Source organism: Massilia endophytica, from assembly GCF_021165955.1.
Classification (GTDB): Bacteria; Pseudomonadota; Gammaproteobacteria; order Burkholderiales; family Burkholderiaceae_D; genus Rugamonas; species Rugamonas endophytica.
Window position 1 is genome coordinate 1,859,232 of record NZ_CP088952.1, and the last position, 14,291, is coordinate 1,873,522.

Consider the following 14,291-nt stretch of genomic DNA (forward strand, 5'->3'; position numbering starts at 1 on the left):
AAATCCAGGTGAGAAAAGCGGCGCATGTTGATGATTTATTGAGCAATATTGACTTGCTTGCCGAAGGCTGGGGATTGGGCTAGCCTGATGTAAAACCGATAAGAGGACCATATGAACCAGTTCGACACCCATGAAGTGTTCAATCAGGCGGCAGCCTTCGAAGATATTAATCTTTTCGAGGCGGATATTCCCCTGCAGGAGGCGCTGGCCAGGGAAGGCGCTGGCGCCAGCCGCGCCGGGCTGTCGGAACTGGGCGCAAGGCTGGGCCGGGCCGAGACCCTGGCCCTGGCGCGCATGGCGAACGAGAATGGCCCCGTGCTGCACCGCTTCGACCGGAGCGGTCGCCGCATCGACCAGGTGGAGTTCCATCCCAGCTGGCACGCATTGATGGAACTTCTGATTACAGCGGGCGCGCATTCCTCGCCCTGGGAACAGCCCGGGCCGGGCGCCCAGGTGGCGCGCGCGGCGGCCTACCTGATGTTCGGCCAGGTGGAAAATGGCTCCCAATGTCCCGTGACCATGACCTATGCCTGCGTGCCCGCATTGCGCCAATCGCCCGCGCTGGCGGGACGCTGGCTGCCCAAGATTCTCTCCCGCCAATACGACCCCCGCGCGCTGCCCATCGACCAGAAGCGCGGAGCTCTCGTGGGCATGGGCATGACCGAGAAGCAGGGCGGTTCGGATGTGCGCAGCAACCGCACCCGCGCCGAACCCGTGCTGCCCCCGGAAGCGGAGGCCGTGTTCGGCCAGCATTCGCAGGACGTCTACCGGCTGGTGGGCCACAAGTGGTTCTTCTCCGCGCCGCAGAGCGACGCCCATCTCGTACTGGCCCAGACGGAAGGCGAGGGCAGCGCAGGCATCTCCTGCTTCCTCGTGCCGCGCTTCCTGGACGACGGCCGCCTGAACGAAGTGCGCGTGCAGCGCCTGAAGGACAAGCTGGGCAACCGCTCCAATGCCTCCTCGGAGGTGGAATTCGCGGGCGCCTACGGCTGGCTGCTCGGGAAGCCGGGGCGCGGCATTCCCACCATCCTGGAAATGGGCAGCCATACGCGGCTGGACTGCGTTCTGGGCAGCGCAGGCGCCATGCGCTGCGCCCTGACGCACGCCCTGCATCACGCGCGCCAGCGCCAGGCCTTCGGCAGGCCGCTCGCCGAACAGCCCCTGATGCAGAACGTGCTGGCCGACCTGGCCCTCGAATCCGAGGCCGCCACGGCCTTCGCCATGCGCCTGGCGCGCTGCTTCGACCATCCCGGGGACGCCGCCGAAACGACGCTGGGCCGCCTGCTCACGCCCGCAGGCAAGTACTGGATCTGCAAGCGCGGACCGGCCTTCGGCGCCGAAGCCATGGAGGTGATCGGCGGCAGCGGCTATGTGGAAGAGAGCCCGCTGGCGCGCCTGTACCGCGAGCTGCCGGTCAATTCGATCTGGGAGGGCTCGGGCAACGTGATGTGCCTGGACCTGCTGCGCGCCTTCGCCCGCTCGCCCGCCGCTGCCGAGGCCCTGCAGGCGGAACTGGCGCTGGCCGGGGAGGGCAATGCGGACTATGTGCGCTTCACGGGCGCGCTGCTGGAGCAGCTGCGCCAGCCCCAGGCCGAGGAATACGGGGCGCGGCTGCTGGCGGAGCGCATCGTGCTGGCGGTACAGGCGGGGCTGCTCCTGCGCCACGCCCCGGCTGCCGTGAGCGGGGCATTCATCGCCTCCCGTATCGCGCGGGAACCGGGCGGCGCCTTCGGCCGCCTGCCCCAGGGCGTGGACTGCGCGGCCATTCTGGAACGGGCGCTGCCAGTGGACAGCGCTCGCACTTGACTGGGATAATGCGGAATACCCATCTATTCGACGAGCCATGAAACAAGATCCGCGCTTCCCCAATCTTTTCATCACCGACCATCCGCTGATCCAGCACAAGCTGAGCCACATGCGCGACAAGGGCACCTCGACCCGCACCTTCCGCGAGCTGCTGAAGGAAATCACGCAGCTGATGGGCTATGAAATCACCCGCGACCTGCCGCTGACCACCCGCCAGATCGAGACGCCGCTGCAGACCATCGACGCTCCCGTCATCGCGGGCAAGAAGCTGGCGGTGGTGCCCATCCTGCGCGCGGGCATCGGCATGAGCGACGGCCTGCTGAACCTCGTGCCGTCGGCGCGCGTGGGCCATATCGGCGTGTTCCGCGATCCCGAAACCCACCAGCCGGTGGAATACCTGGTGCGCCTGCCCGACCTGGTGGACCGCACCTTCATCCTGTGCGACCCGATGGTCGCTACCGGCAATTCGGCCGTGCACGCCGTGGATGTGCTGAAAAGCCGCGGCGTGAGCGACGAACAGATCATCTTCCTGGCCCTGGTGGCCGCGCCGGAAGGCATTGAGGTGTTCCAGAAGTCGCACCCGAATGTGAAGATCTACTGCGCTTCGCTCGATTCGCACCTGAACGACCACGCCTACATCATGCCCGGCCTGGGCGACGCGGGCGACCGCATCTTCGGCACCAAGTAATGGCCACACCGGTCGACCCGGCCTACCGGGAGCGTTTGAAGGCGCTGGCGGACAAGTATGCCGCCGCGCTGCCCGAGCGCCTGGATGCCGTCGACAGGGCCCTGGCTGCAGTACTGGCCGAGGGAGCCGGACAGCCCCAGCTCGAGGCCCTGCACCACAGCCTGCACACCATTGCCGGTTCGGCCGGCTCCTTTGGGTTCAGGCTGCTCGGCGAGCAGGCGCGGCAGCTGGAACAGCAGGTGCGCGCCATGCTGGAGCAGGGCGCCTCCTGGGACGGCGCCGAGGGCGAAATCGGCCGTTTTCTCGAGTGGGCCCGCCGCGATCCCATTTCCGCAACACACCCCGCGCACGATTGACTTTTCTCAAACGCAGACAAGAAATATTGTCTATAGTTACATCCATGCCAAACGCCATTTTGGGCAACAAAAAATGCCCCAATGTCGTGAAAGCGGCGGGAAACTGCTGAGATCGCGCAGAAATTTCAGGTAAAACGTACTTTTCTCGCGTGCTCCGGTATAATGCGGGATCGTTTAGATTCAAAGTCGTGCAGTTGGACTTGCCATTGCATACTTGGTTCGAACGATATCACGGGCGCAAGCTCATTTAACTGTAATAGGAATTGTAATGGCAACTGGTATCGTAAAATGGTTCAATGATTCGAAGGGTTTTGGTTTCATCACCCCTGACGAAGGCGGCGAAGATCTGTTCGCGCACTTCTCGGCGATTCAAACCCAAGGCTTCAAATCGCTGCAAGAGAACCAGCGTGTTTCTTTTGAAGTGACCGCCGGCCCGAAGGGCAAGCAAGCCTCGAACATTCAACCTCTGTAATAGACGGCTGAATCAAACGACGCAAAAAATCCTCGGTTCCCGGGGATTTTTTTTCGCCGGTACGATACGCAGGCGCAAGGTGACGCAGGGGACAGACATGCTTTCGGCGTCAGCCGAAACCCGTGGCTCGGCGCCCCCGTCCGTCCCCGGTGCCCGAGTCCGCCACCGATCAAAGTCGGCGACTGTGTTCGGTGGTCGACTTTGATACCGGGGACAGCAACTGTCTTGATTAATTAATCGAGGGTTGCTGCCCACCTCTCGTTGTTATGCAACATGGCGTTCATGGTGACGAGCAGCTTGCGCATGCAAGCCACGATGGCTACTTTCTTGAGTTTTCCTGCCGCGAGCAGCCGGGCGTAGGCGCTTTTGAGGACGGGATTGTGTCGGATGGCGACCAAGGTGGCCATGTAGAGGACCGCCCGTACCGATGCCCTGCCACCCCAAATTCTTCGCTTCCCCCGCATCTTGCCGCTGTCACGGCTGTATGGGCAGACGCCAACCAGCGCACCGATTTCGCGCCGATTGAGCGTGCCAAGCTCGGGTAACTGCGCCAGCAGGGTTGCGACGGTGATGGAGCCTACGCCGGGGATGGATGAGAGCAGGTCGGCTTTAGCGTGCCATAGCGGACTTTCCTTGATAGCCCGCCCCAGATCACCATTGGTGCCCTTGATACGCTGCTCGAGCCATTCAATATGCTCATTGATCTCTTTTGCAATGAGAGCGGTCGCCTGCAGCTTTCGGTTCTTCTCAGCTGTGAGCATATCGACCAACTGGCGTCTTCGAGTCAGAACGTCCTCCAGATGGCGTAGCTCACCGTCTTTAATTGGACGCAGTGCCGGTTTGACCGCTTGCCCGAAGCGGGCCAGAACAATGGCATCGACCTGGTCAGTTTTCGCAAGCACGCCAATGGCCTTGGCGAAATCCCTGGCCTGTTTGGGATTGATGACCGCCACTGGCAACCCCGCAGTTGCCAGTACGCTGACCAATTCCATTTCGAGACCGCCGCTCGCCTCCACCACGATCCATCGCGGCTGTAGCTGCAACAACCTGGCTTTCAGGTTCTGATGACCACCCGCGTCATTGGGGAACTGCGCCCGATGTGACAGCGGAAGACTATCGACGTCCAGACTCTTCTTGCTGACATCGATCCCGACGTACAACCCATCGTCTGCGTTCTGCATGATTCTTTCTCCCATTCTTACTGATCCGGGGTTCGCCCCCTGACAACTGTTCGGGCTACAAAGAATCGAGCATGCCGTCATTGGCTGTCCCACGGGATTTGCTCCCACAGACCTATCAGACTGGCATGCCCGCAGACATAATTTAGCGTATGTTGAAGATATAAGACCCCGTCCGGGGTCTGTCCCCGGCGCCAGCTTAACCCTTCCTCCAATACGCGGGCTGCGAATACTGATGCCGCAGAAAATCCACGAAGGCCCGTATCCGCAAGGGCAGGTGCCGCCTCTGCGCGAACACCGCATACAGGTCGTTGCCCGGCGCCGAGTACTGATCGAGCACGCTGCGCAGCCGCCCGGCCTCGATATCGCCGCCCACTTCCCACATCGAACGCCAGGCCAGACCTTTCCCGGCCAGCACCCAGTCGTGCAGCACGGCCCCGTCGTTGCAGCTCATGTTCCCGCTTACTTTCAGCGTCACATTCTTGCCGCCGTCGCTGAAGGTCCAGCCGCGCTGGCTGCCTTCGCTGCTGATGGCCATGCAGTTGTGTTTGGCCAGATCGTCCAGCGTCTTCGGCGTGCCGTGCCGCTTCAGGTAGGCGGGCGTGCCCACCACCACGCGGTGATTGTCCGCCAGCTTCACGCTCACAAGATTAGAATCCGTGAGGCTGGCAATGCGGATCGCCACATCCACGCCCTCGCCGATCAGGTCCACCATGCGGTCGCTCAGGTTCAGCGTGACGGTGACGTCGCGGTGCTCGGCCAGGAAGGAAGGGATGAGCGGCGCCACGTGCTGCCGCCCGAAGCCCGCAGGAGCGGAAATGGAAAGGTGCCCCGTGGCCCGCGCGCTGCGCTCGGCCACCGCGGCTTCGGCCGATTCCAGCTCGGAGAGAATGCGCTGGCAGTCTTCGAGGAAGGCCGCGCCCTCGTCGGTGAGCGCCAGCTTGCGCGTGGTCCGCTGGAGCAGCTTCACGCCCAGGCGCTGTTCCAGCGCGTCGAGGCGGCGCCCGATTACCGCAGGCGCAATGCCCTCGGCGCGCGCCGCAGCGGAAAGGCTGCCGCGCGCCACGACTTCTACAAAGGTGGAGATTTGCCGGAATTGTCCCATCGGTTCACTTATGACAAAAACGCACAGATGAAGTGATTATTTGTCTCGTTTAGATAAGTATTAAGTCAATATACTGGAAAACATTACACAACACCATCATTTGGAGATCGCCCATGAGCACCCTCACTCTGCCTGAAGGCATGGAAATCCGCGCCGACATCAAGCCCGGCTACGACCGCGTGCTGACGCCGGAAGCGCTGGCCCTGGTGGCCAAGCTGAGCCGCGCCTTCGAGCCGCGCCGCCAGGAGCTGCTGGCCGCGCGCGCCGCCCACGCCAAGCGCCTGGATGCGGGCGAACGTCCGGACTTCCTGGCAGAGACCGCGCACATCCGCGCGGGCGACTGGACCATCGCGCCGATTCCCAAGGCGCTCGAATGCCGCCGCGTGGAGATCACGGGCCCGGTCGAACGCAAGATGGTGATCAACGCCCTGAATTCCGGCGCGGACAGCTACATGACGGACTTCGAGGACTCGAACACGCCGAACTGGGACAACCAGATCAGCGGCCAGATCAACATGATGGACGCGGTACGCAAGACCATCTCCCTGGAGCAGAACGGCAAGTCCTACAAATTGAACGACAAGGTGGCGACGCTCGTGGTGCGGCCGCGCGGCTGGCACCTGGACGAGAAGCATGTGCTGGTGGACGGCAAGCGCATCTCCGGCGGCATCTTCGACTTCGCGCTCTTCATGTTCCACAACGCGAAGGAGCAGCTGGCGCGCGGCGCCGGTCCCTACTTCTACCTGCCGAAAATGGAATCGCATCTCGAGGCGCGGCTGTGGAACGAGATCTTCGTGATGACGCAGAAAGAGCTGGGCCTGCCGCAAGGGACCATCAAGGCCACGGTGCTGATCGAAACCATTCTCGCGGCCTTCGAGATGGACGAAATCCTGTACGAACTGCGCGAGCACAGCTCCGGCCTGAACGCGGGCCGCTGGGACTACATCTTCAGCTGCATCAAGAAGTTCAAGCTGGACAAGGACTTCTGCCTCGCCGACCGCGCCAAGGTCACCATGACTTCGCCCTTCATGCGCGCCTATGCGCTGCTGCTGCTGAAGACCTGCCACAAGCGCAATGCGCCCGCCATCGGCGGCATGTCGGCCCTTATCCCGATCAAGAACGATCCGGAGAAGAACGAAGTGGCCATGGGCGGCGTGCGCAACGACAAGGCGCGCGACGCGACGGACGGCTACGACGGCGGCTGGGTTGCCCACCCGGGCCTGGTGGACCTGGCCATGACGGAGTTCAAGAAGGTGCTGGGCGATGCGCCGAACCAGATTGCGAAGCAACGCCCGGACGTGGAAGTGACGGCGGCCGACCTGCTCAACTTCCAGCCCGAGACACCGATCACGGAAGCGGGCCTGCGCTACAACATCAACGTGGGCATCCACTACCTGGGCAGCTGGCTGGGCGGCAACGGCTGCGTGCCGATCCATAACCTGATGGAAGACGCGGCGACGGCCGAAATCAGCCGCTCGCAGGTGTGGCAGTGGATCCGCTCGGGCAAGGGCAAGCTGGAAGACGGCCGCAAGGTGACGGCGGATATGGTGCGCGCCATGATCCCCGAAGAACTGGCGAAGGTGAAGACGGCCGCGCCGGACGGCTCAAGCCCGGCCTACGAACGCGCCGCCCAGATCTTCGAACAGATGTCGACTTCGGAATCGTTCTCCGAGTTCCTCACGCTGCCCCTGTACGAAGAAATCTGACGCCGCCGTTTCCGCCTGCGGGGGAACGGCAGCTTCAAAGGTATTTATCCGGGACGATGAGGCCTGGATAAATCCAGCGTGGCGTAGCTGTTGTACCGCGCGATGGTCGTCGCTTCGTGTTCCGGATTAATTGTGGCGACAATTCGATCCAGGTCGTCATTACTTAATCCCTTTGGCATCGTGCCCAGCAGCGCCTTGGCGAGATCACGCAAGGCGCGTCCATACTGCTCCAGCATCAGTGCCGCGAGCTCGGGTGACTCCAAGCCTCCTGCTACGGCATTCTGTCGCAGCTGGGCATGGTTCTCAAGTAGCTGTATTGCGGACGGAATGATCTCGGATTGGAGCTGGGTCATGTTTCGGGTCTCGTGGGCGTTAATGGAAATAGTTCGGATAGCAGTCTTCTCGAAGGTTCCTTACATATGCTTGAAAAGACTTGTCTATGCAGCGCTTTACCGATGTGGGGTATGCGAAATCTCCGATGCATCCCTGCACCATCGTCACATCAAGAAGGTCCTGCAGGCGGCGCGACTGCCGCCTGCTCGATTACCGGATGGCGATGATCTTGTTGATGACCGAAGCAGTGTTGTCCATGATCTCCAGAGCCTTCGCGGCCGCGGCATCCGAGTTATGCGTCATCTCTCTCACATTGGATCGCGATAATTCCGACTGGATGATCTTGTCGAACATATCCTGGACTTCGTCAGCGCTAACCGCCTGATGCATCGGACCTAATGAGTGGAGCAGCTCATACACGCCGTGCAGATAGTTTTGTTTGTTCGGGAACCGTTTGGCCGGCTTCGTTACCGTGGCATGCTTGTTGTATCTCGTCTTGATGCCATCGCTTCTTATTGCCTCCGATTCCTTTGCCTGCTGGCCGCCCAGCTCCTGTGCGTCCAGATTCTTGATGGCGACCTCCAGGCCCTTCTGGTTGAAGAACATGTTCGGTTCCGGCATGTAGGAGTAGAGACCGCGCTGTACCTTCCAGTGTCTGAATTCGGTTTCCGCAGTATTCACCGCAAAAATGATTGAATCAAGCAGGGGATTGTCGGGATTCTCTTCCCTCCAGTCGTAGGGGCCGGATACCAGTGTCGGCATGCTGCTGTCCAGTTGCTTGTCTATTCTTGCGGCAGCTATATGTTTGGGGTCGATGCCGGTAGACTCCCGGGCATCCCGGTCCGTCATCGCATAAACGGTTCCGGGAACGGCAGTTCCCATGGCCGATGCCGCCTTCATCAGCATGCTCCGCGCTTCGAAATACGGGAACTCATACATCTTGCCGCGCGCCTCGCCCGCGGCCCAGGTAAATGGGATGACTGTCATTCCGACACTCTTGGCACTGTCGAACAGTTGCTGCGCCGCCGCTTCGGCATCCTTCATGGTCGGTGGTTTAGGCCCGTCTTTGGTGGCCTTGATGTCGGTCGGGCCCACATTGACGCCGATCGCATACTTGGGATTGAGCATCGCCTCCGCCGACGCCTTGTGCTCGGCGATCAGCTGGTCCAACTGCGCGACGTTGTTCCCGAACGTCATCACAATGCGCGGGGCGGCACTCGTCTTGTCTTTCACAGGAGGCTCAAAAGCTGTGTCGGTGTAAAGGGGAGGGCCCATCTCCGTCCGCTTGTACTGGATTGTCCCGTCAGGATTCGTTTGGGCCGTTTTTTGCACCTGGGCGGAAGGCTTGGCCGATGCGAATTGCATCGCCCTTGACCCCATGACATCCGCTTCTCTTTCCAGCGAGGCGTCGTCGTTCACGCCGACCTTGCCTTTCATTTGCATGGTCGGCTTTACCCTGCCTTGCTTCTGCTGAACCACGTGCCAGGCTTCATGCGGCAGATGCTTTTCCTGTCCCGGCGCCAGGTGGATATCCGTTCCCTGCGCATAGGCGTGGGCTTGGAACTGGGCAGGCTTGCTGGAGTTGGCATGCACCCTTACATCGTCCATGGAGATCCCCGACAGGGCCTCGATGCCTGCTTTCAGCTGAGCCGGGAGCGCGCCTGCTCCCGGCTTCGCGCCAAAGAGCGCATTCGTTTCCTGGCGCTGCGCCGCCATCCGGGGACTGTTCTGCGCCGCGTCGCTTAGCGCGCGTTGCTGCAATACCCTTGGGCTGTTGTTAGACATCTCGGCCAATGTACGCTGCGCGGGCGCTGCAGGCCGCCCCAGATCCTGCCTTGCGGCCTTGGCAGTTTTCGTTTGAACGATATCGGCGCTGCTTTTAGCTTGGAGAGGTGCTTGCATGGCGTGGCCTTTGTCTGTGGATCACTGCTGGGGAAGCGTCGGGGCGCTCTTCGCGCGCTGCGCCAGCGGTGGCCGCGCCAGGAAGTCCTGCAGGCGGGCTTCGTCGATGCGATGCCCCGCGATACGCCGCAGCAGCGAGTCCACCCGGTCCGCGCCCCAGAACAGTTCCCCCTGATAGACAAAGCTCGGCACACCGAAAATGCCCCCCTGGATAGCCGCTTCGGTCGCCAGGGCCAGCGCCTGCTTCACTTGCGGCTCGCTGGCCGCTGCCAGCAGCGCATCGCCATCCAGATCCGCACGGCGCGCCACTTCCCGCATCACGTCCGGATTCGACACGTCCTCGCCGCGTTCCCACGTCGTCGCCGCAATCTCGGTCGCGAAGCGGATGCGCGCTTCGCGATTCGTCACCGCAATGCTCATGCGCAGCGGCAGGAGGGGATTGAAGGGATGTCCCGGCGGCCCCACGAAAGTCAGCCCTTGCGCGTCGGCCAGCCGCATCGCATCGCGGAAGGTGAGTTCGCGCTTGGCGGGCACCTCGGCCGGGCCAACGAGGCCATGCGCCGTCAGCATGGCCGCGAAGAGGACGGGCTGCATCTCCACCTGCACGCCAGCGGCCTCGATGCGGCCGATCTGCTTGGTGGCCAGCCAGAAGAAGGGGCTGATCGGATCGAAGTAAAAGCGGACGGTCTCCATGGTTCTCCCAGTTCAGAAAGTATTCTTCCACTCGCGCAGCGCCGTGAACACGGCAAGCGGCGAATGGTCCTGTCCCAGCTTTCCCGCCGCCGCCAGCTGCGCTGCGATCTCCGCCTCGCCGGCGCGCAGGAAGGGATTGGTGGCCCGCTCCAGCCCGATGGAACTGGGCACGGTGGGCTGCAGGCGTTCGCGCAGTGCCGTGGAGGCTTCCATGCGCTCGCGCAGCGCCTGATTGTGCGGCTCGACGGCCAGCGCAAAGCGCAGGTTCGAAAGCGTGTATTCATGGGCGCAGAACACGCGCGTGGCCAAGGGCAGGGCGGCCAGCTTGCCCAGCGAATCGAACATCTGGGCGGGCGTGCCTTCGAACAGCCTTCCGCAGCCCGCGCCGAACAGCGTATCGCCGCAGAACAGCCAGGGATCGGCGCCGTCCCGGAAATAGGCGATATGCCCCCGGGTATGGCCGGGCACGTCCAGCACCGAGAAGCGCATGTCCAGCCCCGGCACCTGCACCGTATCGCCCTCGCCAAGCGGCACCGTCACGGCCGAAATGCCGTCGTGGCGCGGCCCGAACACGGGCACATCGAAGTGCCGCAGCAGCTCGGGCACGCCGCCGATGTGGTCAGCATGGTGGTGGGTGAGTAGAATGGCGGTAAGAGTCAGCCCACGTTCGGCCAGCGCGGCCATGATAGGCTGGGCGTCGCCCGGATCGACAACGGCAGCTTTGCGGCCATCATGGATGAGCCAGAGGTAATTATCTTTGAAGGCAGGAATGGTCAGGACGGCGGCTGGTTTGCTCATTGAAGGGATCGCATGGATAGCGCAACATCCGAAAAATCCATTATAGCGCTGGAAAGCTGGCTGCAATCGCCGCCGGGCGCCTACGTGCGTGAATGGGAGCAGCGCCGCCTGGACGAGCTGACGGCCGACATTTTCGGCTTCAACGCCGTCCAGATCGGCACGCCCATGATCCACGCCCTGGCCGCCAACCGCATGCCGCACAAGCTGCTGGCGGACACCCGCGTGCGCGGCACGCCGCCGGAAGAGGGCATCCGGCGCGTGGACCTGAGCTGCGACTGCTCCGAACTGCCCTTCGCCACGCACAGCCTGGACCTGATCGTGCTGCCCCATGTGCTCGAATTCGCGACCGAGCCGCACCAGGTCCTGCGGGAAGTGGAGCGGGTGCTGATTCCCGAGGGCCAGGTGATCATCTGCGGCTTCAACCCCTACAGCCTGTGGGGCCTGCGCCAGTTCTCGGGGCGGGTGTCGCGCTCCCATTATCTGCCCGAAGTAGGCGAGTTCATCTCTATGCCGCGCATCAAAGACTGGTTAAAATTGCTGAACATGAGCGTGAGCCACAGCCATTTCGGCTGCTACGCGCCCGCATGCCGCACCGCGCGCTGGCTGAACCGCTATGCCTTCATGGACCGCGCGGGCGCCCGCTACTGGCCGTATTTCGGCGCCGTCTACATGGTGCAGGCCATCAAGCGGGTCAAGGGCATGCGCCTGATCGGCCCTGCGTGGAGCAAAAAGGCCGCCAAATCGCCGGTCGCCGTACCGGCAACGAACAAGCACAAAGAACAGAGCAATGGATAAAGTCGAGATTTTCACGGACGGCGCCTGCAAGGGAAACCCTGGCGTCGGTGGCTGGGGCGCGTTGATGGTGGCGGGGGATGCGGAAAAGGAGCTGTTCGGCGGCGAGCCCAACACCACCAATAACCGCATGGAGCTCATGGCCGTGATCCAGTCGCTCAACGCCCTGAAGCGCCCCTGCGAAGTGGTGCTGCACACGGATAGCCAGTACGTGCAGAAAGGGATCAGCGAATGGATCCACGGCTGGAAAGCGCGCGGCTGGAAAACCTCGACCAAGGAACCCGTGAAGAATGCGGACCTGTGGCAGGCCCTCGACCAGGCGCAGTCCGTGCACAAGGTGGACTGGCGCTGGGTGCGCGGCCACAATGGGCATCCCGGCAACGAAAGGGCCGACATGCTGGCCAATAAGGGGGTCGATCTGGTCCGCAGCAAACGCTGATTTGCTATACTGCTCATCCGTTTTAAGGCTGAACCGTCATGCGCCAAATCGTCCTCGACACCGAAACCACCGGCATCAATCCCAAGCTGGGCAACCGCATCATCGAGATCGGCTGCGTCGAACTCAGGAACCGTATGCTCACGGGGAACAACTTCCACCGTTACATCAACCCCGAGCGCGATTCGGAAGAGGGCGCGCTCGCGGTGCACGGCCTGACCACCGAATTCCTGAGCGACAAGCCGCGTTTCCACGAGGTGGTGGAAGAACTGCGCGAATATATCCGCGATGCGGAAGTCATCATCCACAACGCGCCCTTCGACCTGGGCTTCCTGAACCACGAATTCCGGATGCTCAACCTGCCCGCCTTCGACGACCATATCGGCGGCGTGATCGACACCCTGGTGCACGCCAAGGAGCTCCATCCCGGCAAGCGCAACTCCCTGGACGCCCTGTGCGACCGCTACGGCATCTCCAATGCGCACCGCAAGCTGCACGGCGCCTTGCTGGACGCGGAGCTGCTGGCGGACGTTTATCTGGCCATGACGCGCGGCCAGAACAGCCTGGGCATGGACCTGGAAGAAGAGGTGGCCGTGGGCAGCGTGAACCTGGCCCAGGTCGCGCTGGCGGAGATCCTCGTGGTGCGCGCATCCGACGAGGAAATGGCTGCGCACGAAGAACTGCTGAACGGCCTGGACAAGGCAATGAAAGGAACTTGCGTCTGGCGCACACCAGGTGCTTGACGATCTGCAAGGCAGCATCTATAATGCTGCTTCTTCGGGAGGTTAGCTCAGGGGTAGAGCACTGCATTCACACTGCAGGGGTCGCAAGTTCGAAACTTGCACTTCCCACCAAATTCCAAAAAAGGCCTGCGGCATCGCAGGCCTTTTTTTCTTTCCCGCTCGAAAACACTTACAGAAAACGCGCGCTGGCCATCGTCAGCACGGTAAATGCGAGCAGCGCGCCAGCAATGCGGTGCGCCATGGTCATGCGCTGGCGCAGCAGGGGCTGGTCCGCGCCTTCGCTGCGAAGCTTGCGGCGCGCACGGCCCACAATGGCTCCCTGGATACCTGCGGCGACGATGGCGGCAACTGCTCCCGCGATGAGCAGCGTGGTGCCAGTGCCGGGCGTACCTGCGCGCAGGGCATGTCCGAGGTAAGCCCCCGTCAATACTGCCATGGCGGCAGCGCCCATCTGAGGCCGGAACAGCTGCGCCGCGGCTCCCGCGGCGGCTGGCCGCGCAAGCACAAATGTGGACCCTGCCCAGAAAACGCCGGACAGTACGTGAAGACAAACGGCGACGAGAACGATTTGCATGGCTATACTTCCCTCCGGTGTGAATGAGAAATTAAATATACATGGTGTATATCGAAAACGCAAACCCCTCGCAGCGGCCGTATGACAGTCCTGTGCGTGCCGCGGCGGCCGCGGAAAAGCGCGCCAAGGTGCTGGATGCCGCCATGGCGATCCTGCGGGCGCAGGACAAGCCCGCCGCCATGTCGCTCGAAGCGGTCGCCAAGGCCGCCGGGGTGACGCGCCTGACCGTCTACAACCAGTTCGGTTCACGGGCAGGCTTGCTGGAAGCAATGCTGGACAAGGTCGCCCAGGAGGCGGGGTTCGACCAGCTTGCGCAGGTGATGGCGCTTCCGGATCCTTTCGCGGCCTTCGACCGGCTGGTGGAGCTGATTTGCCATGCGTGGGCGCGCGACAGCCTCATGGCGCAGCTGCATGCTGTTGCCGCTGTCGACCCCGAATTCCAGGACATGGTGAACGCCCGCATGGAGCGGCGCCGCAAGGCCATAGGTGTGCTTCTGCAGCGCATGGCACAGGGCAGGCAACTGGACGCCGGGCGGTACGCTGAAATTCTCGATCTGCTTTGCGCCGTAACGGCGTATCCCGTGTTCGCGGCCTTGCGCGGGCCGGACCGGCCGCCGGAGTTGATCGCGGCGATGATGAAGAGCGCCTGCGCGACGAGTCTTGCCTGGCTTGAGGCCCTGCCCACACGGTCCGAAATATAGAAACCATA

Annotated in this window: 16 protein-coding genes and 1 tRNA gene; 10 read left to right on the top strand and 7 right to left on the bottom strand. The window is 62.5% G+C overall.

The genetic code is table 11. The annotated features are described in order from the left end of the window. Window positions 1–111 precede the first annotated feature (111 nt). The 4 genes from LSQ66_RS08375 to LSQ66_RS08390 all read left to right on the top strand — a co-directional run bounded on the left by LSQ66_RS08375 (window position 112) and on the right by LSQ66_RS08390 (window position 3,322). The gene (locus LSQ66_RS08375; protein WP_231769330.1) at window positions 112–1,806 is read left to right on the top strand and encodes an isovaleryl-CoA dehydrogenase; all 1,695 of its coding nucleotides are present in this window, start codon (window positions 112–114) and stop codon (window positions 1,804–1,806) included. A gap of 37 nt (window positions 1,807–1,843) precedes the next feature. Then, window positions 1,844–2,494, top strand: a complete 651-nt coding sequence (upp, locus tag LSQ66_RS08380) for a uracil phosphoribosyltransferase (RefSeq protein ID WP_231769331.1) — start codon at window positions 1,844–1,846, stop codon at window positions 2,492–2,494. Next, entirely contained in the window at window positions 2,494–2,850 is a 357-nt protein-coding gene (locus LSQ66_RS08385) for an Hpt domain-containing protein (RefSeq protein ID WP_231769332.1), read from the top strand. Before upp ends, LSQ66_RS08385 begins: the two co-directional genes overlap by 1 nt. 268 nt (window positions 2,851–3,118) lie before the next feature. After that, window positions 3,119–3,322, top strand: coding sequence for a cold-shock protein (locus LSQ66_RS08390; protein ID WP_231769333.1), 204 nt, complete (start codon window positions 3,119–3,121; stop codon window positions 3,320–3,322). A 233-nt stretch (window positions 3,323–3,555) separates the two neighbouring features. Here the strand turns inward: LSQ66_RS08390 and LSQ66_RS08395 are convergent, their stop codons facing one another. Beyond that, the gene (locus tag LSQ66_RS08395) at window positions 3,556–4,503 is read right to left on the bottom strand and encodes an IS110 family RNA-guided transposase (RefSeq protein ID WP_231765801.1); all 948 of its coding nucleotides are present in this window, start codon (window positions 4,501–4,503) and stop codon (window positions 3,556–3,558) included. A gap of 196 nt (window positions 4,504–4,699) precedes the next feature. Continuing rightward, the gene (locus LSQ66_RS08400) at window positions 4,700–5,605 is read right to left on the bottom strand and encodes a LysR family transcriptional regulator (protein ID WP_231769334.1); all 906 of its coding nucleotides are present in this window, start codon (window positions 5,603–5,605) and stop codon (window positions 4,700–4,702) included. Between the two features lie 113 nt (window positions 5,606–5,718). Here LSQ66_RS08400 and aceB point away from each other — a divergent pair, with 113 nt between their 5' ends. Next, complete coding sequence (gene aceB / locus LSQ66_RS08405; RefSeq protein WP_231769335.1) at window positions 5,719–7,311, top strand: malate synthase A; 1,593 nt, start codon at window positions 5,719–5,721, stop codon at window positions 7,309–7,311. Window positions 7,312–7,355: 44 nt separating this feature from the next. On the opposite strand, the gene LSQ66_RS08410 is transcribed toward aceB, so the two are convergent. The 4 genes from LSQ66_RS08410 to gloB form a co-directional block, all read right to left on the bottom strand. Beyond that, window positions 7,356–7,664 carry a hypothetical protein gene (locus tag LSQ66_RS08410; protein ID WP_231769336.1) on the bottom strand — a complete coding sequence of 103 codons (309 nt, stop codon included), beginning with the start codon at window positions 7,662–7,664 and terminating at the stop codon, window positions 7,356–7,358. A 190-nt stretch (window positions 7,665–7,854) separates the two neighbouring features. Beyond that, complete coding sequence (locus LSQ66_RS08415; protein ID WP_231769337.1) at window positions 7,855–9,546, bottom strand: eCIS core domain-containing protein; 1,692 nt, start codon at window positions 9,544–9,546, stop codon at window positions 7,855–7,857. 21 nt (window positions 9,547–9,567) lie between these two features. After that, entirely contained in the window at window positions 9,568–10,239 is a 672-nt protein-coding gene (locus LSQ66_RS08420; protein ID WP_231769338.1) for a 2-hydroxychromene-2-carboxylate isomerase, read from the bottom strand. Between the two features lie 12 nt (window positions 10,240–10,251). Continuing rightward, window positions 10,252–11,037 carry a hydroxyacylglutathione hydrolase gene (gene gloB, locus LSQ66_RS08425; protein ID WP_231769339.1) on the bottom strand — a complete coding sequence of 262 codons (786 nt, stop codon included), beginning with the start codon at window positions 11,035–11,037 and terminating at the stop codon, window positions 10,252–10,254. A gap of 12 nt (window positions 11,038–11,049) precedes the next feature. Between gloB and LSQ66_RS08430 the strand changes: the two genes are divergently transcribed. The 4 genes from LSQ66_RS08430 to LSQ66_RS08445 all read left to right on the top strand — a co-directional run bounded on the left by LSQ66_RS08430 (window position 11,050) and on the right by LSQ66_RS08445 (window position 13,119). Further along, window positions 11,050–11,832 carry a class I SAM-dependent methyltransferase gene (locus tag LSQ66_RS08430; RefSeq protein ID WP_231769340.1) on the top strand — a complete coding sequence of 261 codons (783 nt, stop codon included), beginning with the start codon at window positions 11,050–11,052 and terminating at the stop codon, window positions 11,830–11,832. Continuing rightward, entirely contained in the window at window positions 11,825–12,268 is a 444-nt protein-coding gene (rnhA, locus tag LSQ66_RS08435) for a ribonuclease HI (RefSeq protein ID WP_231769341.1), read from the top strand. The genes LSQ66_RS08430 and rnhA overlap by 8 nt, the downstream gene beginning before the upstream one ends. 38 nt (window positions 12,269–12,306) lie before the next feature. After that, the gene (dnaQ, locus tag LSQ66_RS08440) at window positions 12,307–13,008 is read left to right on the top strand and encodes a DNA polymerase III subunit epsilon (RefSeq protein ID WP_231769342.1); all 702 of its coding nucleotides are present in this window, start codon (window positions 12,307–12,309) and stop codon (window positions 13,006–13,008) included. 36 nt (window positions 13,009–13,044) lie between these two features. Next, window positions 13,045–13,119, top strand: a tRNA-Val gene (locus LSQ66_RS08445). A gap of 58 nt (window positions 13,120–13,177) precedes the next feature. Here the strand turns inward: LSQ66_RS08445 and LSQ66_RS08450 are convergent. Continuing rightward, window positions 13,178–13,582: a hypothetical protein gene (locus tag LSQ66_RS08450; RefSeq protein ID WP_231769343.1), complete on the bottom strand. Its 405-nt coding sequence runs from the start codon at window positions 13,580–13,582 to the stop codon at window positions 13,178–13,180. 41 nt (window positions 13,583–13,623) lie between these two features. Here LSQ66_RS08450 and LSQ66_RS08455 point away from each other — a divergent pair, with 41 nt between their 5' ends. Next, window positions 13,624–14,283 carry a TetR/AcrR family transcriptional regulator gene (locus tag LSQ66_RS08455; protein ID WP_231769344.1) on the top strand — a complete coding sequence of 220 codons (660 nt, stop codon included), beginning with the start codon at window positions 13,624–13,626 and terminating at the stop codon, window positions 14,281–14,283. Window positions 14,284–14,291: the final 8 nt, after the last annotated feature.